The organism is Aureimonas sp. Leaf427, assembly GCF_001425485.1.
Lineage (GTDB): Bacteria > Pseudomonadota > Alphaproteobacteria > Rhizobiales > Rhizobiaceae > Plantimonas.
On sequence record NZ_LMQW01000034.1, the window covers coordinates 237,847 to 258,605 of the forward strand.

At 65.3% G+C, this 20,759-nt stretch carries 24 protein-coding genes and 3 tRNA genes; 9 read left to right on the top strand and 18 right to left on the bottom strand.

What is annotated here, in order from left to right; genetic code table 11:
• Positions 1-12 precede the first annotated feature (12 nt).
• The 11 genes from ASG62_RS17200 to ASG62_RS25830 all read right to left on the bottom strand — a co-directional run bounded on the left by ASG62_RS17200 (position 13) and on the right by ASG62_RS25830 (position 7,177).
• On the bottom strand, positions 13-705 hold the full coding sequence (locus ASG62_RS17200) for an HK97 family phage prohead protease (protein ID WP_056693718.1): 693 nt from the start codon (positions 703-705) through the stop codon (positions 13-15).
• A gap of 2 nt (positions 706-707) precedes the next feature.
• On the bottom strand, positions 708-1,961 hold the full coding sequence (locus ASG62_RS17205) for a phage portal protein (RefSeq protein ID WP_056693722.1): 1,254 nt from the start codon (positions 1,959-1,961) through the stop codon (positions 708-710).
• Positions 1,958-3,619, bottom strand: coding sequence for a terminase large subunit (locus ASG62_RS17210; RefSeq protein WP_056693725.1), 1,662 nt, complete (start codon positions 3,617-3,619; stop codon positions 1,958-1,960). The genes ASG62_RS17205 and ASG62_RS17210 overlap by 4 nt, the downstream gene beginning before the upstream one ends.
• Before the next feature lie 247 nt (positions 3,620-3,866).
• Complete coding sequence (locus ASG62_RS17215) at positions 3,867-4,262, bottom strand: hypothetical protein (protein WP_056693729.1); 396 nt, start codon at positions 4,260-4,262, stop codon at positions 3,867-3,869.
• The gene (locus ASG62_RS25825; protein WP_156382214.1) at positions 4,259-4,582 is read right to left on the bottom strand and encodes an HNH endonuclease; all 324 of its coding nucleotides are present in this window, start codon (positions 4,580-4,582) and stop codon (positions 4,259-4,261) included. The genes ASG62_RS17215 and ASG62_RS25825 overlap by 4 nt, the downstream gene beginning before the upstream one ends.
• The gene (locus ASG62_RS26650; protein ID WP_056693731.1) at positions 4,579-4,914 is read right to left on the bottom strand and encodes a hypothetical protein; all 336 of its coding nucleotides are present in this window, start codon (positions 4,912-4,914) and stop codon (positions 4,579-4,581) included. The genes ASG62_RS25825 and ASG62_RS26650 overlap by 4 nt, the downstream gene beginning before the upstream one ends.
• Positions 4,915-4,980: 66 nt before the next feature.
• On the bottom strand, positions 4,981-5,190 hold the full coding sequence (locus ASG62_RS17225; RefSeq protein ID WP_056693734.1) for a hypothetical protein: 210 nt from the start codon (positions 5,188-5,190) through the stop codon (positions 4,981-4,983).
• The gene (locus ASG62_RS17230; protein WP_056693737.1) at positions 5,187-5,549 is read right to left on the bottom strand and encodes a hypothetical protein; all 363 of its coding nucleotides are present in this window, start codon (positions 5,547-5,549) and stop codon (positions 5,187-5,189) included. Before ASG62_RS17230 ends, ASG62_RS17225 begins: the two co-directional genes overlap by 4 nt.
• Positions 5,546-5,848 carry a DUF6074 family protein gene (locus tag ASG62_RS17235; RefSeq protein ID WP_056693740.1) on the bottom strand — a complete coding sequence of 101 codons (303 nt, stop codon included), beginning with the start codon at positions 5,846-5,848 and terminating at the stop codon, positions 5,546-5,548. Before ASG62_RS17235 ends, ASG62_RS17230 begins: the two co-directional genes overlap by 4 nt.
• Before the next feature lie 892 nt (positions 5,849-6,740).
• Positions 6,741-6,950 carry a hypothetical protein gene (locus ASG62_RS17245; RefSeq protein WP_156382215.1) on the bottom strand — a complete coding sequence of 70 codons (210 nt, stop codon included), beginning with the start codon at positions 6,948-6,950 and terminating at the stop codon, positions 6,741-6,743.
• Positions 6,947-7,177 (bottom strand): AlpA family phage regulatory protein, encoded by a 231-nt coding sequence (locus ASG62_RS25830; RefSeq protein WP_200944666.1) that lies wholly within the window; start codon positions 7,175-7,177, stop codon positions 6,947-6,949. The genes ASG62_RS17245 and ASG62_RS25830 overlap by 4 nt, the downstream gene beginning before the upstream one ends.
• 74 nt (positions 7,178-7,251) lie before the next feature.
• On the opposite strand from ASG62_RS25830, the gene ASG62_RS17250 reads away from it, so the two are divergent.
• Complete coding sequence (locus ASG62_RS17250) at positions 7,252-7,716, top strand: Arc family DNA-binding protein (RefSeq protein WP_056693746.1); 465 nt, start codon at positions 7,252-7,254, stop codon at positions 7,714-7,716.
• A gap of 23 nt (positions 7,717-7,739) precedes the next feature.
• Here ASG62_RS17250 and ASG62_RS17255 read toward each other — a convergent pair.
• The 5 genes from ASG62_RS17255 to ASG62_RS17275 form a co-directional block, all read right to left on the bottom strand.
• Positions 7,740-7,816, bottom strand: a tRNA-Arg gene (locus ASG62_RS17255).
• Between the two features lie 84 nt (positions 7,817-7,900).
• Positions 7,901-7,976 (bottom strand) — tRNA-Arg (locus tag ASG62_RS17260).
• A gap of 136 nt (positions 7,977-8,112) precedes the next feature.
• Positions 8,113-8,418, bottom strand: coding sequence for an ETC complex I subunit (locus tag ASG62_RS17265; protein ID WP_056693749.1), 306 nt, complete (start codon positions 8,416-8,418; stop codon positions 8,113-8,115).
• A 126-nt stretch (positions 8,419-8,544) separates the two neighbouring features.
• Positions 8,545-8,621, bottom strand: a tRNA-Pro gene (locus ASG62_RS17270).
• A gap of 289 nt (positions 8,622-8,910) precedes the next feature.
• Positions 8,911-9,936, bottom strand: coding sequence for a LacI family DNA-binding transcriptional regulator (locus tag ASG62_RS17275; RefSeq protein WP_056693752.1), 1,026 nt, complete (start codon positions 9,934-9,936; stop codon positions 8,911-8,913).
• 302 nt (positions 9,937-10,238) lie between these two features.
• On the opposite strand from ASG62_RS17275, the gene ASG62_RS17280 reads away from it, so the two are divergent.
• The 8 genes from ASG62_RS17280 (at position 10,239) to ASG62_RS17315 (ending at position 19,320) form a co-directional block, all read left to right on the top strand.
• Positions 10,239-11,024 carry a ThuA domain-containing protein gene (locus tag ASG62_RS17280; protein ID WP_056693754.1) on the top strand — a complete coding sequence of 262 codons (786 nt, stop codon included), beginning with the start codon at positions 10,239-10,241 and terminating at the stop codon, positions 11,022-11,024.
• Positions 11,021-12,076: a Gfo/Idh/MocA family protein gene (locus tag ASG62_RS17285; RefSeq protein WP_056693759.1), complete on the top strand. Its 1,056-nt coding sequence runs from the start codon at positions 11,021-11,023 to the stop codon at positions 12,074-12,076. The genes ASG62_RS17280 and ASG62_RS17285 overlap by 4 nt, the downstream gene beginning before the upstream one ends.
• A gap of 218 nt (positions 12,077-12,294) precedes the next feature.
• A complete protein-coding gene (locus ASG62_RS17290) occupies positions 12,295-13,554 on the top strand; it encodes an ABC transporter substrate-binding protein (RefSeq protein ID WP_056693761.1) in 1,260 nt (419 codons plus the stop codon).
• Positions 13,555-13,666: 112 nt separating this feature from the next.
• Complete coding sequence (locus ASG62_RS17295) at positions 13,667-14,665, top strand: carbohydrate ABC transporter permease (RefSeq protein ID WP_082537139.1); 999 nt, start codon at positions 13,667-13,669, stop codon at positions 14,663-14,665.
• Between the two features lies 1 nt (position 14,666).
• Entirely contained in the window at positions 14,667-15,509 is an 843-nt protein-coding gene (locus ASG62_RS17300) for a carbohydrate ABC transporter permease (RefSeq protein WP_056693763.1), read from the top strand.
• Positions 15,510-15,512: 3 nt separating this feature from the next.
• Positions 15,513-17,216, top strand: coding sequence for an alpha-amylase family glycosyl hydrolase (locus ASG62_RS17305; protein WP_082537140.1), 1,704 nt, complete (start codon positions 15,513-15,515; stop codon positions 17,214-17,216).
• A gap of 43 nt (positions 17,217-17,259) precedes the next feature.
• A complete protein-coding gene (locus ASG62_RS17310; RefSeq protein WP_056693765.1) occupies positions 17,260-18,354 on the top strand; it encodes an ABC transporter ATP-binding protein in 1,095 nt (364 codons plus the stop codon).
• An 87-nt stretch (positions 18,355-18,441) separates the two neighbouring features.
• Positions 18,442-19,320, top strand: a complete 879-nt coding sequence (locus ASG62_RS17315; protein ID WP_056693768.1) for a 1-acyl-sn-glycerol-3-phosphate acyltransferase — start codon at positions 18,442-18,444, stop codon at positions 19,318-19,320.
• Between the two features lie 215 nt (positions 19,321-19,535).
• On the opposite strand, the gene ASG62_RS17320 is transcribed toward ASG62_RS17315, so the two are convergent.
• Positions 19,536-19,793: a hypothetical protein gene (locus ASG62_RS17320; protein ID WP_056693772.1), complete on the bottom strand. Its 258-nt coding sequence runs from the start codon at positions 19,791-19,793 to the stop codon at positions 19,536-19,538.
• Positions 19,794-19,908: 115 nt separating this feature from the next.
• Positions 19,909-20,448 carry an NUDIX hydrolase gene (locus tag ASG62_RS17325; RefSeq protein ID WP_082537141.1) on the bottom strand — a complete coding sequence of 180 codons (540 nt, stop codon included), beginning with the start codon at positions 20,446-20,448 and terminating at the stop codon, positions 19,909-19,911.
• Positions 20,449-20,759: the final 311 nt, after the last annotated feature.

Below are 20,759 nucleotides of genomic sequence, written 5' to 3' on the forward strand. Positions count from 1 at the left end.
GGTCAGGGTCCTTCAGAAAGTCGGGAGGGTGAGAGGGGTGCTCAGTGCCTTCAGGAGGTCGCTGACCTCGCCGGCGCTGCTGCTGCCGGGGCCGCGCGCGGCCCAGGCGTTGAAACCGACATCAGCGATCGTGTCGGCATCGGAGCGCGCAAAGCCTCGATCGCTGAGGAGCGCCTTGAACTCGCGGTCGCTGATCCGTTCGCCTGCCGCGAGCTTTGCCTTGATCGTGTCGACCCGGGCCTCATCGTTCGCGGGATTGGTGACGACGGAGACCTCGACGAGATCGACCCGCTTCAGGGTCCGAATGCGCGTCTTCTCGTCGAAGCTGTCCTCGCGCGTGTAGAAGCCGATGGAGAGTCCCGTAATGGCGCCGGCCTTCATGCCGCGATGAGCGACACGGGCGTTCGGCGCCTCGTCGGTCCACAGTTCCCCTTCGAGAAAGAGGCCGTGATCGTCTTCGCGCATCACGTCCCATTGCCCGATCGGCTCATCGGAGCGGTGCTGCCAAAGGATCGGAAGCGTCCGGCCTTTGCCCTTCGTGTCGGCAATGCTCGCCGCGAAGGCGCCAGGCGCAACGATCTCGCGATAGCTGTCGACCACGCCCCAGACGCTGCCATAGCCAGAGAAGTGGCCGGACGCGTCCGGCTTGGCCTTGATGCAGAGGTCGAAGCTCCGATGCTGCGTGATCGAGTCCTTGCGCTCCATGGTCATTCTCCTGGGATCGGTTCGCCGGGCGCCGGCTGGACGCGCGCTGGCTTGCGGCCGGCCTGATCGAGCGGCACGAGGGTCGAGTTGACGAGGTGGACGTCTCCGCCAGGGAAGCGCGGCAGGTTCTCGCGATCGGCGATCTGGTTCGGCGTAATGGCCGCGACCTGCATCAGCTTCGAATACATCTCGGCGCGTCCGGCGCTGTCGGCGCGAAGGAGGCCTTCGACGGTGAATTCAGCGTAGAGCGAGGCGCGTTCCGCTGGCGCGATCAAGGAGCGTTTGAGCGCCTGCTCGATCCGCGTCAGGTACGGACGAAGACCGAGCGTGAGCCAACCGAGCATGATCTGTTCGACGCCGGCTCCAAACATGGTCTGTCCGGCCGAGCTGTGCCCGACGAGCACAGGCGGCACGCCGAACCATCGGCAAATCTCCTCGATGTGGAAGGCACGGGTCGCCAGCATCTCGGCATCCCGAGGCGGCATGTTCACGTCCTGCCATTTGAACCCGGCCGCTCCCTCCATCAGCAGCGTCTTGCCGGCGTTCTCTGATCCGGTGATCGGCTCGATGAGAGCCGTCTTCGCCTGCTGCCGCTGTTCCGGCGTCAGGAGCTTGTCGCCCTCGTAGGTGATGATTCCACCCGGCCGCATGCCATTGGCGAAGGTCCGAGCGGAGGCCTCGTCCGTCGCGATCGCCGCGCCCAAAGTCTGCCGAGCATGCCCAACGGGAGAAAGGCCGAGATCACCGCCAAGACCGAAGCCACGGACGTGCATCAGTTCGCCATCACCGAACTCGATCACACCGCGCGGGTCCGAGTACCGGTAACGCAGCGCATCGGACTGGTCGCGGTAGACCATCATCAAGTCCGGCCGCAGCAAGGTCATCGAGACGACGCCGCCGGAAACGCCACGGCCGAGCTCCACATATGCGTTGCCCCAGATCAGCAGGTGAGCGACCAGACCCTCCCAGAACTCCACCGACGTTTGATCGGCGTTCGGCATGTCATGGATGAGCGGATAGAGCGGGTGACCGCTCGCCACGTCGCGGCCACCGTCGGCACGCCGCACGTAGAGCGAGAACGGAAGGGTCGCGATCGTCTGGGAGATCAGACGGACGCACGCCCAGAACGTCGCGATCTGCATCGCCGTGTCCGGCGTGACGTTCTTTCCCGCCCAGGACTCCGTCCCGAAGTAGGTCCGCCAGATGCGGCTTTCCTTCAGGCCGAAGCGGCGCGCGAGGGTCGTGAGCGCGTTCATGCCGTCACCGCATTGTTGAGGAAGTCGTCGAGATCGATCGGAGCGGCCGGCTGGAAGCGCTTCGCGAGGCCAAGCGCCATCACGAGCGTCACGGCCGGATCGACGCGGACGGGTCCGCGTCCATTCGAGCGATCCTTCGCGATCTTCAGATTGCCGGCAGGATCGCTGTCCATGATGGCGCCGGCGACCGCTGCGGTGAGCACAGGATGGCCGCCGTGACGGACACGACCGGTCAGAGCCAGTTCGGCGAACCAATCCACCGCCGGGCCCATCTCCTTGAAGCCCTGGCCGAACGGCTCGAGCGGGACCGGGAAATTGCCGTCGATCTCCTCGAGATCCTGTTTAAAGTCGTCGACCCGCCACCGGTCGAAGCCGAGCACCACAATGTTGAACTCGGCCGCAAGCGCGACGAGCTGCGCAGCGACGAAGCCATAGCGAATCGTCGGCCCCGGCACCGCGATCATGTGGCCGGCCTTGATCCAAGCGCGAAAACGATCCTGTTCGGACGGCCGGCGGACACCCAGCTGGCCTTCCGGCGTCCAGCACCATTGCAGAACGTCAAAGCCGGGCTCTTCAGCGTCATCCGGAAAGACGAGCGTCAGGCTGGTGAGGTCGTGCTTGCCGGAAAGATCCAGCGCGGCGAAACACGTGCGGCCGGCCAGCTCGCTCCGATCCACAGTGACGTTTCCGCGACGCCAGACGGCTGCCGTCACGATGCGATTTTCCTCGCGCGCGTCGACGCGCTGATTCAGACGAAGGTTTCGAAACGATGCCTCGAAGGCCGGGATGCGCCGGGCGCGCGCCGCGGCCTCGCGCATCTCCTGCAGCGAGACGTATTTTCCAAGGGCCGGATTGCAGGCGAGCCAAGTGGCTTCGGCGAAGGGATCGGCCTCCGGCGGTGCGCAGATGAGCTGGACGAAGATGCTCGGATCGGCGCCGCTGAGACCATCATCGATGAGCTGCGAGAGCGGGTGATCGTCGTCGGGCGCCTGCGTCGAAATGATGAGGGCAAGCGCTTCGCGGCGCTTTCCAAGACCATTCATCAGGTTGTCGAGAAGCTCCCGATCGCGAGCCTGAGCAAGCTCGTCGTACACAAAAAGCGACGGCGCGAGACCGTGGGCTCGACGCGCGTCGGCTGAAAGGGCTTCGTAGACCGATCCCTTACCGATACCGTCCAGCACCTCGATCTTCTTCAGGAAGCGCTGCACGTTCACGCGCGCGGCAAACTCCGGAATGCCGAGCAGCATCGCCTCGCACTCGTTGAAGATGATGGCGGCCTGCTGACGATCGATCGCGCCAGAGTAGACCTCGCCACGGGCTTCGCTCTCCGGTCCAAGCAGGTGACAGAGGACAAGACCAGCCGCGAGGCCTGTCTTGCCATTGCCCTTTGGTGCGCTCGACACGCCGATCCGGCGCCGACGCATGCCCTTGGCGTCCAGATCGCCGTAGATCTGCAGGATGAAATCCCGCTGCCCGGGAAGGAGCTTCATCCGCTTCCCCGCCAGCGGACCCTTCGTGATCGGCAGGAACTGCAGAAAGGCGATCACGCGTTCAGCGCGGCCGAGGCCCTTCTTCTGCCAAGGCAGCGTCCGCCGGCGGGCGGGAAGAGCCTCCCGAGCCAGCTTGAGGCGAGATGCGCCAGGTCCGCGGAGGCCCATCAGAAAGCCCTCCGCGAGCGACCGAGATCGAAATCAGCGGCAACTAACTCTGAAGAGAGGTACCCCAACCGGTCTTGATCCCCTTGGGGTCCAGCTTTCGACCCCCCCGCCTTGCCCGACGCGATGGAGACAGCCAAGGAGGCTCCATGGCGGGCCTCTTCGATCCGAGGACGCGAGGCTGCATTCGTCGAGCGAACGGCGTCCAAGGTTTTCCAGCGGTCAGAGCGGAGGGTGCGAGACATGACGATCAGAGCGCCCAGCCCGTGTCGAGGATCGCGAACTTCTGCCCAGGCCGAACGGCGATATCGGCATGGCTGGGAATGTTGTTCACGAGCGGCGGGTCAATGACCGCGCGAGGAACCGCTTCGACCGCGACATTCGAGGTGCCGAAGGCCGGTGTCTCGGTGCCTTCCCAGATGGCGACGTAGCTCCAGCCAGCGCCGCTCTTGGCGACGTCGTCCACATAGCGGCCGCGAAGAGAGACGATGAGATCACAGCCCTTGGGCGCGGCCGGAACGGTGATGACCTCGCTCATGGCCGAGCTCGTGGCGGTCAGCTTGCCGCTGGCGACGATCTTCGTGAACGCGGCGTTGTCGGTGTATCCTCGCAGGTGAGCGAAGATCGTGTAGCGGGCAGCACTCATCGTGCGTCTCCTCGATTGAAAGGATGGTTGGGATCGGTCGGGAGGCCGTCGGCACCAACGCGGGCGGCATAGCCACGCGCCTCGTCGCCCTGCTTCTCTCCGCTGTGATGCGGGGTGCAGAGGGACTGCCAGTTGGTGCGATCCCAGAAGAGGCGCTGATCGCCCCTGTGGGGGATGATGTGGTCGACGATGGTAGCGGGAGCGATGCGGCCTTCGCGGGAGCAGGCGACGCAATGAGGGTGCGAGCGCAGATGGCCGGCGCGGGCTTTGCGCCACGCGGTGCCGTAACCCCGTTCGGAGGCGGACGCGCGCGCGCTCAACCGAGCACCCGAAGATCGTAGCGGACGACCGTTTCGCCGATGACGACGGGCGTTGCCGTGGTGATGGTGCGGGTCTGGCCCTGACGAATGATCTCGTCGCCAGCGACCGGAGGTGCGGGCCAAGCGGCAGCCAGGATCTCTGTCGGGGAAAGGACGACGACGGTTGCGTTCTGGTCTACGCCGGCAACCAGCTCTTCAGGCGTGGCGCCGCGGCAGAAGGCAAGCACGTTGACGCTAAGGGCGGGAGCACCGCGAAGCACCCGGCGCAACGTGACCCGTTCGCCTTTTTTGGCGAGCTGTCGGTCCAGTGCGGCTGTCGTGGGGTGGGTCAAGTCCGATGCCTCTCGAATGAGGCATCAGAGGTAGCGTGAAGGCGAACCGCCCGTCTTTACGGAGGCTTAGGCTGCCTTGGGGTTCGTTGGGCTGCGCCGGTTTTCAGGGCGCTGCATCCATGCGGTGAGCTCGCCTTCGAAGGCATAGAGCCGGCCGCCGGACTTGTAGATCGGAGCATCGGTCTCGCGCGCGAGAGCGTAAACTCCATCGTTCCCGAGGCGGAGAAAGCGCCCGATGGTGCCGGCCGTCCAGAGGATGTCGAGAGGCGCCGTCATCGGGATCCTCCCGCGCACCCCGTCTTGAACTCCTCCACACGATGGCCCTGCTCTCGCAGGTCGGCAACGAGTTCCGCAAGCGCCTCGTCCGACGTGCCCTCCGCAAAGCGCGATCGACGGTCGTTCGCGATCTGCGTGACGATCCAACTCGTGAACGGATGCGTGTTGTAAGGCGGATCGAGGTAGCTCGTCACGAAGTGGAACTCATATCGAAATTTCACCCCGTTGGAAAAGCGAGGCGCGCAGCTGGCGCGCTTTCTGGTCTTTGTCGGAATGAAGGTCGTCCGCCCGCGCTTCTTGATCGTGGTGCCCGCCCAGGCTGCTTTCACGCGGCGCGCCGTCTCGTTCTCGTCGCTCATGACGCACCCCCGTCCGGCTGAGCGCGGACGCCTTCATAGTCAATCCGGTTCATCTCATCCGCGACGGCCTGCTCGAACGCTAGGCGTTGCGCCGTGGCGCGCTCCTGACTGACGCCAACCTTGAGGAACTGGTTCTCGATGCCGCCGAAAATCTTGGAGCGATAATGCGCATCCAGCTTCGGCTTAGATGTCGCGTCGAGGAGCAGTAAGGCGGTCTGCCGTACCTTCTCCAGACGGCGCGCGGACGGGAATGGCACGATCTCGCACCGCGGTGTCCGGCGGTCTTCACGCGTCGACATTGCGAAGCTCCTTCATCCCGAAATGATGGAAAAAACATGCAACTGCGCTCGCTCGCGCCTTTTCGCTTTTGGCGGCAGCTTCGCTCATCGCTGTCAGAGTTAAGCGACTCTTTGGATGTTCAGGGAGATCATTCCGCCTCGTTTTCCGTGCGCGCACGTAAACGCCAACCTGAAATGGTGAGAACGGATTCATTGATCGTTCGATGGGTAGCGAGCGAAGCGAGGTGCCCAGCGGACGAGCGATGAAGACGATCGAACGGGTCGAGGGCAAAACCCTCGCGGGGTTTGGGGCAGCGCCCCGATCTTTTGCCGGCGCCGCGCGATCGAGCCGCTTAGATCCTGTCAGAGGCTCACGCGACATCGACGCGCTCCTCTTCTTCAAGGGTAGCTTCAAGGGTAGTGGGACCACGCGTGGGGCATGGTTCTGGACACGCGTGGTCCCATCGGCGCCTCGGTTCGGTAGGACAACCGTGGTCCCACTGAACGACGTCGGGAACCGCCAGCCGAAGGAACCGACGAGACTGCAATTTGCCGTTCGTTACCCTCCAGTCGTGACGCACGATGAACAGTCCGAGGTTCACCATGTTGCCGATATCGCGCTCGATCGTCTTTCTGGAGCATCTCCCAGCTATCCTCGAGAGCGTTACCGAGGTAGGGTAGAGTTCGCCCGTATCCCAATCGACGAAACGCTTGCAGACGGCGATCACTCGGAAACTGGCCTTGGCATCACTGATGACGGCCATCGCCATTTCATGCCAGTTATCGAAAACGTCGAAGCCTTCTTTTCGGGTCTCCGGCCATTTCAGCGGCCAGCTGGCCGCAGGTGCAATCCGCTTACGTGTGCCACTCCGAGGCGGTAGCCTTACCTCAGCCCTCTGTTCGGAATGAGCATTCATAGCGCTCTCCCCTGGATCAGCGCCGCCTCGCGAAGAGCCGTGCACGCTTCCGCTGCCGAGAGACCGAAGCGCCCCCGCAGCGCCGGGACGATCGGCGTTGGGATTTCGCCCATCGCTCGCGTCGCGATCCAAAGCGTGGCTTCGTCAATCGCCGCGGAGGACAGGTGATTAAGCCCCCTCATCCTGCCGATCGGAAGCGCGCTCATGCGGCCCTCCCGCTGTCGCGAGCGGCGATGCGGGAATCTATCCAGGCCGAAACCTCTTCATCGGTCCAGCCAACCGCACGAGAGGAAAGCTGAATAGCACGCGGAAATTCCCCCTTGCTCATCAGCTCGTAAATCGTTCTGCGAGAAATCCCAGTTTGTGCCTTCACTTCCGGGAGGCGGAGAATACGACTTGCCATGAAAGGCTCCTGAGTGCGAGTTGCACCCATTAATTACCTATTCATGCTATTGGGTGCAACTAGCACCCATAGATAATTTTAGATGCAAGTGGCACTCAGACGATATGACCGACGACAAGAAGTATCCCAGCCAAGCCGCAGAGCGTTTTCAAGTCCGCATGCCGGACGGCTTGCGAGACCGCTTGCGAGACGCCGCAGAGATCAATGGCCGAGCGATGAACACCGAGATCGTTAAACGCCTCGAAGAATCGTTCGAGGAGCATCCGGCCGTCCAGAAGCTCGAGGACGAGGGCTGGAAATCGCTTGAGCGACTTTTGTCGCTGGACGACAGCTTCAGCGAGGTGAAGGAGCAGAACCGTACGTTGGCCCAACTCGTCAAGAATTCGACGGCTATGCTGGAAATGCTGGCTCGCCATCTCGTCAAGAATGATGCAGGAGCGAATGACCTCCTGGCCGAAATCAAACAGTTCGCCGACAGGGCCGACTCGATCGCTGCGCCTGAACTGGTTGCCCCTGACGTGCCCCCGTTGCCGCCTGGACATAACGAACGAACAGAGAAGAAGCTATAACACACTGAAAAGTATCAGCTTTTTGGTGATCCCGGCGTGATTTGAACACGCGACCCTCAGATTAGGAATCTGATGCTCTATCCTGCTGAGCTACGGGACCGTGCGCGGCACGATAGGGGAAATGGTGGCGGGGGGCCAGCCCCTTCGGGTGGCTTCGGCGTGAAGGGGCGGTGGATTCGAACGGTGGTGACCCCGGCTGGATTCGAACCAGCGACCATCGGCTTAGAAGGCCGGTGCTCTATCCTCTGAGCTACGGGGCCGAACCTTGGGCGGCGGTGAGATCGGCGCTCCGTTCGGATGCGGCCGAGGTCTAGCATGGATGGCGGGCGCTCTATAGCCCCGAGCGCTGCGCGACGTGACAGCGATCGAGCGGCGTTCCGTTCGATCGTAAGCGAGTCAGTGCGTCCAGGGCTGGCGGCGGTCGTAGCGGAAGTTGTCGGTGTAGGAGACCTTGCGCCGCGAAGGGTCCTTGGGCTCTTCGACGCGGTAGGGAATGTCGTTGCGCTCGGCATAGTCGATGGCGGCCTCGCGGCTCTCGAAGGAGAGGCGGATCTGCGCCTTCATGTCGCCGGACGAGGTGTAGCCCATCAGCGGCTCGACGCGCTTGGCCTCTTCGGGCTCGTACATCAGCAGCCATTCGCGCGTGCCGGCCTTGCCGGACTGCATCGCGGTGCGGGCGGGACGATAGATGCGTGCGACCATGCCTGTCTGAACCCCATCGCGTCGCCGAAACGGCGTCGGCGAAGACCCTTTCTGGAGAACCCGAACGGCGCTCGTCCGCCCGCGTTCCACTGCCCGTCCGGTCGCCGAACGGGGCCGATCAGGCCTTGGTCGGAGCGGCAGGATTCGAACCTGCGACCCTCTGGTCCCAAACCAGATGCGCTACCAGGCTGCGCTACGCTCCGAAAAGGCCTGAGAGGTGGCTTTGCGGGCTTTCGCCGAGATAGTCAAGACGGTGCAAGGACGGAAGCGGGCAGGGATGGCCGGGACCGGGTGATTTGGTGCGAAAACCGTCGCAGTGGTGAAGCAATGGCGAAGGCTTGACGATCAGCCGCACCCGCCGCCTAGCTGGCGACGCCGTGGAAGCGGGATGGTCACACGACAAAGCGGCGTGTTCGCGGAGGCTGATGATCGAGGATCGATCGGCGTGGCGGTTCGCCGTTCTCCGCTCCAGGGGCGCGGCCGGGCGTTCTCTCAGCCGCGCGGCGGTGCGGTCGAGCCGCCTTCGATCAGCGGGACGTCCCAGACCTCGACGAGGTCGGACGCGGGCGTTCCGCGTGCGCGCTCGATCGCCATGTCCGCGATTCGGCGGCCCGCCGCGCGCACGGGCGAGCGCAGGACCGTGAGGTCGGCGAAGGCCATGTCGGCGGGGAGGGCGGAGACCGCGTCGTCATGCGCGACGAGAGAGATGTCGCCGGGGATCGAGAGACCGGCCTCGGCGATGGCTCTGGACGCGCCGGTCGCGAGCAGGATGGAGGAGCAGAGAAAGGCCGTCGGCCGGTCCGGGAGGGCGAGCATGGCACGCGCGGCCTCGTGGCCCCGGCGATAGGTCTGCTGGCCGCTCGCGATCAGTCTCTCGTCCGGTTGGAGGCCTGCCTCGCCGAGCGCCGCGAGAAAGCCCTCCCGCCGGTCGCGGCCGTAGGCATAGGCCTCCTCGCCGTTGAGGAGCGCGATGCGCCGATGGCCGAGGGCGGCGAGATAGGCGGCGCCTTTGTGAAAGGCGCCGACATTGTCGACGCTCAAGGAGGCGACGTCCTGGCCGAAGATCGGGCGGCCATGGGCCACGACGGGAAAGTCGATCTCGGCAAGGCTCTGAGTCTCCGGCTCGTCGAAGATCGGCGAGAGGAGAACCAGCGCATCGACCGCGCCCGATCCGACGATGCGCTTGCAGGCGGCACTCTCCTCGCCCGCGCGGATGGGAAAGAGGTGGATGGCGAGGCCCCGCTCGGCCGCCGTCTCGCTGATGCCGGCCAGAAGGTCGGTGACGATCGGGCTCTCCAGCATGTTGTTGCGGGTGGAGAAAAGAAGGCCGATCGCATTGGCCCGCCCCGTCGCGAGGCGCTGGGCGGCCGGGTTCGCGCGGTAGTTCAGCCGCTCGGCGGCCTCCAGAACGCGGGCTCGCGTCTTGGCGCCGACCTCGGGATAGCCGTTGAGCGCGCGGCTGACGGTCGTCGGCGACAGCTGCAGATGGTCGGCCAGCGCCTTCAAGCTCGTGATCATTCGCCTCCCCGATTCCCCCGACGGCATCTGAACGGCGTCTCGAGCTGGAGCGCCCCGGTCGACTGCCCGCCCGTGATTTCCGGGGTGCATGTTGACACGTCCCTCAAAGCGCTTCAATCTCCATCCAAAGCGCTTTGATTGTCGTCAAAGTGCTGCATTGCACTCCTGGGAGGGGGTGAGCCGGAGGAGCGGCTGGTGTGGGAGGAGATGGCGGACGCCTGGCTTTCGGCCGGCTCGTTCCCTGTCGAGCCCGTCCGGCTCCGCTTCTTCCGGTCTTCGCATTAGGAGAAGGAAGGACAGAGATGAGCATCCGCACCGTCGTCTGGAACGAGTTCGTCCACGAGCAGGAAAATGCCGTGGTGCAGGGGATCTATCCCGACGGCATCCACAACACGATCGCCGCCGCCATCGCCAAGGATGGCGACATCTCCGTCTCGACCGCGACGCTTGGCGAGGCTGAGCATGGGCTCGCGCAGGAGCGGCTCGACGAGACGGACGTGCTCGTGTGGTGGGGGCACAAGGCGCATGGCGAGGTCTCCGACGAGATCGTCGATCGCGTACAGCAGCGCGTGAACGAGGGCATGGGCCTCATCGTCCTCCACTCCGGCCATTTCTCCAAGATCTTCAAGCGGATGATGGGCACGCCCTGCTCGCTGCGCTGGCGCGAGGCCGGCGAGCGCGAGCGGCTCTGGGTCATCAATCCGTCGCATCCGATCACGCAAGGGATCGACAAGGCAATCGAGCTGCCGAACTCGGAAATGTACGGCGAGCCCTTCCTCGTGCCGGAGCCGCTGGAGACGGTCTTCGTCTCCTGGTTCGAGGGCGGTGAGGTGTTCCGCTCGGGGCTGACCTATCAGCGCGGCGCGGGCAAAATCTTCTACTTCGAGCCCGGCCACGAGACCTACCCGATCTATCACGATCCGAACATCCAGATGGTCCTGCGCAACGCCGTTCGCTGGGCGTACAATCCGGCGCCCGCCTGGAAGGACGTCTCCAAGGCGCCGAACGTGCCGATCGATCAGGCGCGCGAGACGATCGAGAAGAAGGGCGCCTCGCTGCACAAGGCGGGGGAGGCCGGCTACCGATGAGCGCCGAGAAGCGAATCCTCATTCTCGGCACGGGCGGCATCGCCCATCGCCATGCCGAGCATTTCCTCGCCATTCCGCAGATCGCGGTCGTCGCGGCGGTGGACACCCAAGTCCAGCGGGCCCGGGATTTCGCCGCCGAGCATGGCATCGCCCATGCCTTCGGCAGTCTCGAGGAGGCGCTGGCCTGGGGCGAGTTCGACGCGGCGGTCAACGCGACGCCCGACCCGGTCCACAAGCCGACGACGCTGCAGATGATCGCGGCAGGCAAGCCGGTCTTCTGCGAAAAGCCGCTGGCGGTGAACTTCGAGGACGCGATGGCGATGACGGAGGCCATCGAGGCGGCCGGCCTCGTCAACATGGTGAACCTCACCTACCGCAATGCCCATGCCATTCAGATGGCGCGCCGCATGATCGACGAGGGCCGCATCGGCACGGTCCGGCATTTCGAGGCGAGCTACCTTCAGAGCTGGCTGACCAGCAAGCATTGGGGCGACTGGCGCACGGACGAGCGCTGGCTCTGGCGGCTGTCCTCGGATCACGGCTCGAAGGGCGTTCTCGGCGATATCGGCATTCACATCCTCGACTTCGTCCTGTTCGGCACCGGCCTCGAGATCGCGGCGCTGCAGGCCCGGATGAAAACCTACGACAAGGCCGAAGGCGGGGCGATCGGCGCCTACAAGATGGACGTCAACGACAGCGTCGCCATGACGGTGGAGATGTCGAACGGGGCACTCGGCGTTATCCACATGAGCCGCTACGCCACCGGCAATCTGAACGACCTCAACTTGGCCGTCTACGGCGAGACGGGCGCGCTGCGCATCTGGGCGAACCAGCTGGAGTCGCGGCTGGAGGTTTGCCGGGGCAAGGACATGGAGACCGCCATTTGGCGGCCGGTCGAATGCCCGGTGACGCCGCGCAACGAGCATCGCTTCGCGATGGCGCTCCTGTCGGGCGAGAACGGCCAGCCGGACTTCCGTCACGCCGCCGAGGTTCAAAAGCTTCTCGATCTCTGCTTCGTCTCCGACCGCGAGGGCCGGATGCTCGCTGCCTGATGGCACGATACTGTTCGCTTTACTTATAGAATGCGAAAAAGCTGGTCCGGGGTTGCTTACGTCCGACGGAGCGCAACCTTCTCTTCCGAGCTGACGATGCTGTCCGAGCGTATCCCGTCGTTTCGAACGGGAGCGCCGGGGCCGGCGAGGAATGGGTGACGGGACGCAAGGGTTCGCCGGCCGGCGATCGCCGATGACGATGTCTGGGAGGAAAGATCATGTTGAAGTCACTGATGGGGGCGCTCGTCGCCACCACCGTTCTCGGTGCCGCACCGGCCTTCGCGGACGAGCTGTCGATCGTGGCCGGCTCGATCGGCAAGGATATCGAGGAGCTGCGCGGGCAGCTCGACGCTTTCGAGAAGGCGAGCGGACACACGGTCAAGATCGTGACCATGCCGGCCTCGACCACCGACCAGTTCGGCCAGTACCGGCTCTGGCTCTCGGCCGGCAACAAGGATGTCGACGTCTATCGGACGGACGTGATCTGGGCGCCGCAGCTGGCGACGAACTTCGTCGATCTCACCGAGGCGATGAAGGACGTGGTGGGGCAGCACTCGGCCTCCGTCATCGCCTCCCAGACGGTGGACGGCAAGCTCGTCGCCATGCCGCTCTATGCCGATGCGCCGGCGCTCTACTACCGCAAGGACCTCCTGGAAAAATACGGCAAGACCGTCCCCGCGACCTGGGCCGAGCTGACCGCGACCGCGCAGGAGATCCAGGACAAGGAACGCGCGGGCGGCAACGCGCAGATGAATGGGTTCGTTTTCCAGGGAGCGGCCTACGAGGGCCTGACCTGCGACGCGCTGGAATGGATCGTCTCCGACGGCGGCGGGCAGATCGTTTCCCCCGAAGGCGAGATCACGGTGAACAACGCGAAGGCCGCGGCGGCGCTCGACAGGGCGCGCGGCTGGATCGGCACGATCGCGCCGGCCGGCGTCACCGGCTACATGGAGGAGGAGACGCGCGGCGTCTGGCAGACGGGCAACGCGGTCTTCATGCGCAACTGGCCCTATGCGTTTCCGCTGGGCAATGGCGACGACTCGCCGATCAAGGGCAAGTTCGACGCCGCTCCTCTGCCCGCCGGCGACGGCGGCACGTCCGCGGCCTGCCTCGGCGGCTGGAACGTCGCGGTCTCGGAATATTCCGAGCACAAGCCGGCGGCGATCGAGCTCGTGAAGTTCCTGACCTCGGCCGAGGCGCAGAAGCAGCGGGCGCTCGGCACGGCGCGCCTGCCGACCATCGCGTCCGTCTACGACGATCCCGAGATCCAGGAGAAGCAGCCGCTCGTGGCGAAGTGGAAGACGGTGTTCGAGAACGCGACGCCGCGCCCCTCCGCGCCGACCAAGGCGAAGTACAACGAGGTCTCGCAGCAGTTCTGGACCGCGGTCAACCGCACCCTGTCCGGCCAGGGAGACGGGGCGACCAATCTCGATGCGCTGGAAAAGCAGCTCCGCCGCCTGAAGCGCAGCGGCTGGTAGGTTCGGCGGTCGCGATTGGGGCGGCAGCTCCGGTCGCGGCGGTCCGTCCGGCGCAGCACTCCGGCCGACGTCTCGGCCGGAGAGGGTGTTTCCTCCGTTCCAGGCGTGTCCCATGACCCAAGCGACGCTCGGCGTGCCGCCGACGAACCCTCCACCGAAGGCGGACGCCGCCGGCGTGCCCGGCCGGTCCGCCCTGACGCGCCAGCGCCGCCGTGCCGCCTGGATCTTCCTCCTGCCGATGATCGCGGTTCTCGCCCTCGTCGCCGGCTGGCCGCTTCTCCAGACGATCCGCTTCTCCTTCACGGATGCGACGCTCGGCGATCTCGCGGCGGCGAAGTTCGTCGGCTTTCGCAATTATTACGAGTGGGTCGACTATGGCGACGGGGAGGGCGAGGCCTTTGGCCTGCTGGTCGATCCCGTCTGGTGGCAGGCGGTCTGGAACACGGTCTCCTACACCGCGATCTCGGTGACGATCGAGACGCTGCTCGGTCTCGTCTTCGCGCTGGTGCTGAACGCTGAGTTCAAGGGCCGCTCCATCGTGCGCGCCGCCGTTCTCATTCCCTGGGCTATCCCGACGATCGTCTCCGCCAAGATGTGGGCCTGGATGATGAACGACCAGTTCGGCATCCTGAACGACATCCTCGTTTCGGTCGGCATCCTGTCGGCGCCGATCGCCTGGACCGCCTCGCCGGACACGGCCATGCTCGCGGTCGTCATCGTCGATGTCTGGAAGACGACGCCCTTCATGGCGCTTCTCATCCTGGCGGGCCTTCAGATGGTGCCGGGCGACGTCTACGAGGCCGCCAGGATCGACGGCGTGAATCCGGTGAAGGTGTTCTTCAAGGTGACGCTGCCGCTGATCCGCCCGGCGATCCTCGTCGCAGTGATCTTCCGGGCGCTCGATGCGCTGCGCGTCTTCGACCTCATCTACGTCCTGACCCCGAACAACGCGGAGACCAAGACGATGAGCGTCTACGCGCAGGAGAACCTCTTCCAGTTCGACAACTTCGCCCAGGGCTCTGCTGCCTCGACCATGCTCTTCCTGGTGATCGCGATGATCACGCTTCTCTACATCAAGCTGGCGCGGGTGAACTTCGAGGGAGGGCGCTGAGATGACGAGCCGCACGCTGAAACGCACGGCCGGCACGATCGGCTTCTACGCCCTCGTCGTCGCCATCGTCGTCTTCTCGGTCTTCCCCTTCTACTACGCGATCCTGACGAGCTTCAAATCGGGCACCGATCTCTTCCGGATCGACTATTTTCCGCGCTCGTTCAGCCTCGCGAACTATGTCGGCGTGTTCCAGTCCGGCGTCTTCCTGCGCAACATCCTGAACTCAGTGATCGTCGCCTCGACGGTCGTCGCCATCTCGCTCTTCCTGGCGGTGACGGCGGCCTTCGCGCTTTCCCGCGTCAACTTCCGGGGGCGGGGCCTGCTGCTTCTGACGATCCTCGCGGTCTCGATGTTTCCGCAGATCGCGGTGCTGGCGGGCCTTTTCGAGATGATCCGGGCGATGGGCATCTACAACACGCTCTTCGCGCTGATCTTCGCCTACATGATCTTCACTCTGCCCTTCACGGTCTGGGTGCTGACGACCTTCATGCGCGATCTGCCGATCGAGATCGAGGAAGCGGCGATCGTGGACGGCGCCTCGCCCTTCACCATCATCCGCCGCGTCTTCCTACCGCTGATGTGGCCGGCGCTGGTGACGACGGGGCTCCTCGCCTTCATCGCGGCCTGGAACGAGTTCCTCTTCGCGCTGACCTTCGTCGCCAACAACGAGACGCGGACCGTGCCCGTCGCCATCGCGCTTCTTTCGGGCGCGTCCGAGCAGGAAACGCCCTGGGGCACGCTGATGGCAGCCTCCGTCATCGTGACGATCCCGCTGATCGTCCTCGTCCTCATCTTCCAACGCAAGATCATCTCCGGCCTGACGGCCGGCGGCGTGAAAGGCTGATCCATGCTGGACATCGACACCGCGATCCGTCCCGCCGCGAGCGCCGAGACCCCGGTCCGGCCGGCCGGAGCGGATGCGGACTGGTGGCGCGGCGCGGTCATCTACCAGATCTATCCGCGCTCGTTTCAGGATTCGAACGGGGACGGCATCGGCGATCTGCCGGGCATCACGGCGCGGCTGCCGCATCTGGCCAAGCTCGGCGTCGATGCCGTGTGGATCTCGCCCTTCATGACCTCGCCGATGGACGATTTCGGCTACGACGTCTCGGATTATCGCGACGTCGATCCGATCTTCGGGACGCTGGCGGATTTCGACGCGCTGGTGGCGACGGCGCATCGGCTGGGGCTGAAGGTCATGATCGACCTCGTCCTCTCCCACACGTCGGACCGCCATCCCTGGTTCGCCGAAAGCCGGAAGGACCGCGTCAATCCGCGCGCCGATTGGTATGTGTGGGCGGATGCCAAGGACGACGGCTCGCCGCCGACCAACTGGATGTCGAACTTTGGCGGCTCGTCCTGGGAGTGGGACGCCGGACGGCAGCAGTACTACCTGCACAATTTCCTGATCTCGCAGCCCGATCTCAACTTCCACCATCCCGAGGTCCAGGACGCGATGCTGGACGTCGTGCGCTTCTGGCTGGACCGGGGCGTCGACGGGTTCCGGCTGGATACGGTGAACTTCTACTTCCACGACGCCGAACTGCGCGACAACCCGCCGCTCGCGCCGGAATTCTGGAACGAGCGGATGGCGCCGCGCTCGCAGATCTATCACCGGCAGGACCACCTCTACGACAAGAACCGGCCGGAGAACCTGGACTTCCTGCGCCGGTTCCGCGCGCTTCTGGACCGCTACGAGGGCCGCACAGCCGTCGGCGAGGTGGGCGAGCTGATCCGGGGCGTCGAGCTGATGGGCGAGTACACGGGCGGCCCGGACCGCCTGCATATGTGCTACGCCTTCGACTTCCTGAACACGGCGCTGCCGGAGATCGACGACATCCGCCCGGTGGTCGAGCGCTTCGCCGAGACCGCCGCCGACGGCTGGGCCTGCTGGGCCTTCTCCAATCACGACGTCGTGCGTCATGCCACGCGCTGGGCCGAGGGCCATGCCGACCGCGACGCGATTCTGAAGCTCGCCGCCGTGGTTCTTCTCTCGCTGCGCGGATCGGTCTGCCTCTATCAGGGCGAGGAGATCGGCCAGACCGAAGCCGAGATCGCCTTCGAGGACCTCGCCGATCCCTGGGGCAAGCGCTTCTGGCCGACGATCAAGGGCCGGGACGGCTGCCGCACGCCGATGGTGTGGGAAGCTGGCGCGCCGAACGGCGGCTTCTCCAGCGCGCCGAGGACATGGCTGCCGGTGCCGGAGGGGCATCTTCCCGGCGCGGTCGATCGGCAGGAGGGGCGCGAGGGCTCTTTGATCGAGACCTACCGGCGCTTTCTCGCCTTCCGCAAGGCGCATCCGGCGCTGCGTCGGGGCAGCCTCGCCTTCGTCGATCTCGGGACCGGCATCCTGGCCTTCCGCCGGGCGTTCGAGAGAGAAACGCTGCTCTGCGCCTTCAACCTCTCGGGCGAGACGCAGGATCTCGTGCTGCCGGCCGAGTTCGGGGCGGCGGCGCCGCTCGATGCGGCCGGCGATCTCGGGGCCGGGCCGATGGAGGGACGCCGCGTCCGGCTTTCGCGGCATGGCGCTTTCTTCGCAAAGCTCGGCTGAACCACAGGTAGATGCGCCGAAGGCGCCAAGGGAGGACAGGACAATGGCCAATCTGAAGCTCAGCGGCGTCCACAAGGCCTACGGCGCGGTGAAGGTGCTGCACGGCATCGACCTCGACATTCGCTCCGGCGAGTTCGTCGTCTTCGTCGGCCCGTCCGGCTGCGGCAAGTCCACGCTGCTGCGCGTCATCGCCGGCCTGGAGGAGATTTCGGGCGGCACGCTCGCGATCGACGGCGAGGTGATGAACGATCGCACGCCGAAGGAGCGCGGCATCGCGATGGTCTTCCAATCCTACGCGCTCTATCCGCATATGACGGTCTACGAGAACATGGCCTTCGGGCTGACGCTGGAGAAAGGCACGCCGAAGGAGGAGATCGACCGTCGCGTGCGCCAGGCGGCGGCCGTGCTGCAGATCGAGCCCTATCTCGACCGTCTGCCGAAGGCGCTGTCCGGCGGCCAGCGCCAGCGGGTGGCGATCGGACGCGCCATCACGCGCGATCCGAAGGTCTTCCTGTTCGACGAGCCGCTCTCCAATCTCGACGCGGCCCTGCGCGTTCAGACCCGCATCGAGATCGCGCGCCTGCACGAGCGCATGCAGGGCACGACCATGATCTACGTCACCCACGACCAAGTGGAGGCCATGACGCTGGCGGACCGGATCGTGGTCCTCAACAAGGGACGCATCGAGCAGGTCGGCACGCCGCTCGAACTCTACCACGACCCCGACAATCTCTTCGTCGCCCAGTTCATCGGCTCCCCCGCCATGAACATCCTGCCTGGCCGCGTTTCCGGGCGAAACGTCGTTCTCGATGCGGGGCAGGGGGCGGCCACCATCTCGGCGCCATCGGGCGTCGTCGGCGCGCTGCATCTCGGCGTGCGGCCGGAGGATCTGTCGATCGTCGGGGAGGGCGAGGGACGTCTGACCGGCCGGGTGACGCTGACCGAGGCGCTGGGCGAGGTGACGCTGATCTATGTCGATCTCGGCCAGAAGGGCGAGCCTCTGGTGGTGAAGGCGCCCGGCAGCGTCGAGCTCGCGCGCGGATCAAGCGTGCATCTCTCCGCCGAGCCTTCGTCCTTGCGCTTCTTCGACGAGGCGGGCCGGGCGATCCGCACGGAGCGCCGCGTCGAGGCGGCCTGACGCGGAGGGGCGGGCTCGGCTCCTGTCATCGCAGCTTCGCAGAGGTCTGGGATGACGGCATTTGGATCTCTCCGGAGCCGTGCCGCCATGCGCCATCCCGAACTCAGCTATGCCCATGCCGATCATCGCCCGATGCATCGCTTCGTCATCCGCTCCATGGAGCGCGCGGCGGGCCGGGCGAAGCTCGTGCGGCTCTATACGCGCTGGCGTGTCGAGACGGTTCGGCAGGGCGCGCGGCCGTTCCACGCCATGCTGGATCTCATGCGCATACGCCTGGAGATCGACGGCGCCTGGCCGGTGCCGGGCGAGCTGCCCGAGCGCCTCGTGGTCATCGCGAACCATCCGTTCGGCATCGGCGACGGCGCGGCCATGCTGGCGCTGGCCGAGAAGCTCGGCCGTCCCGTGCGCATCCTCATCAGCAAGGATCTGATGAAGATCCCGGAAATGGCGGCCTACGGCCTGCCCGTCGCCTTCGACCTCTCCAAGGAGGCGCAGGCGATGAACCTGCAGACGCGCAAGGAGGCGATGCGACTCCTCGGCGAAGGCGTGACGATCGTCGTCTTTCCGGCGGGCGGCGTCGCGACGGCGGCCAAGGTCTTCGGCCGGGCGGACGACCTGCCCTGGAAGCAGTTCGCCGCGCGCCTCGTGCGCACGGGCGGCGCGTCCATCCTGCCGGTCCATGTTCACGGGCAGAACGGGCCGCTCTTCCACCTCGTCAGCAAATGGTCGCAGACCCTTCGCTACGGTCTTCTGATCGGTGCCTTCCGCCGGCTTTACGGGCGCTCGATCAAGCTGACGGTCGGTGCCGTCATTCCTCATGCCGGCCTGTCCGAGATCGGCGACGGCAAGACCCTGACGGCCGGCCTCCGGCGCCACGTTCTCGGCCTCGCCCCGCCCGCGCCCTATCGCCCTCAGCGTTCGACCGCGCTGACGCACTGGCTGGAGCGTCGCGCCGCCCGCAGTTGAACGGGGCCGCTTGAAGGTCGCTCGGCACGGCGCATCCGTTGGGATCGTGCGCCCCGGCATGGCGTTTTCAGCCATTCGCGGCGGCGGCCGACCCTAAAAGAACCCTCCAGAATGCGAAACGGCGTGCGCCTCGGGGGACGCACGCCGCTTTGTCGATCCGCGGTTCGGAGCCGGCCTTGGCCATCCCGTCGCGGCACTTCCTCAAACGGGTCGAATCAAGAGGCCGGAGCCTTGGCTTCTTCCTCGTCTTCGTCCTCGTCGGTCGCCTCGAAGTCGATGGACTGGAGAACTTCGGCCGCGTCGTCGCGCATTTCATCCAGGAATTCGAGCGCCTCTTCCTGGTTGTCCGCGCCCTGGGCGGCGAGCATGGCGAGCTGGATCGTCAGGATCTGCGCGACATCGTCGAGGCTCAAGCCCTCGAAGAGGTTTCCGATCTCGTTGGCGATCCGGTCTTTCTCGGCTTCGGCGAGCATGGCGGCAGTCCTCTTCCTAAAAGGGCCGACAGCCGGCCCCGCGCCATTATCTAGGCTGGACCTGGGGAATGCCAGTGCAAAGGCGCCGCTCTCACCAGGAGGATGAAGGTCGGGCTCACTCGGCGGGCGTCGCGTCCGTGTCGGCCTTTCCAAGAATGGCAGCGGCGGCGCGCCGCAGAGCTTTGGTCGCACTGCCCTTCGGCCGTTCGGCCTTTTCGCGGGCGCGCCGATGACGCAGGTCGAAGGCGACGAGCAGGTCGGAAAGCTCCTTCTCGTCGACGAGATTCGCCGCTTCGCTCAAGGGAAACCAGTGCCGATGGCGCTGTCCGAACTCGGGCCACGCCGTATCCACCGCTTCGACCGCCAGCGGAAAGACGGTGACGCGGCAACGAACGGAGGAAGCGCGGTCGGGGGCCGCCTTGTCGTAGTCGTAATGTCCGAGGCTCTTTTTGACGACTCGGCCGATGACGCCGGCCTCCTCCCAAGCTTCCTGGGCGGCTGCCTCATACGGCTTCTTGCCCTTCATCGGCCAGCCTTTCGGGATCACCCAGCGACCGGTGTCGCGCGAGGTGATGAGAAGGACTTCCGCGTCCGGCCCGGCTGCGTTTCGAAAAGGAAGCGCTGCAATCTGTGTTTTCAAGGACTTGGCAACCATGAATGATGATCCGCGGAAGAAACGTCAGAGGCTGTTCCGCAAACGACGTCGTCTGCCTCATTCGAACGGTTGACGTATAAGTTATAGCCCCTGCTTCTTTTTTCGAGCCCTCCCGGGGCACGAAATATGTCGTGCCTGCGACATCGGTGACGACGTGCTCGAACGTCGTGCCGGGCGTTCCTGCGCAGTCTAACCGAAGTCCTCTTACAACCCATGCGTCGATTGACGTAGGCCGGTTGAATGCGCACTTTATGCGCTTTGTGACACTGCGATGACAGGCTGACGCAAGATATCGGGCGGACGATGATTCG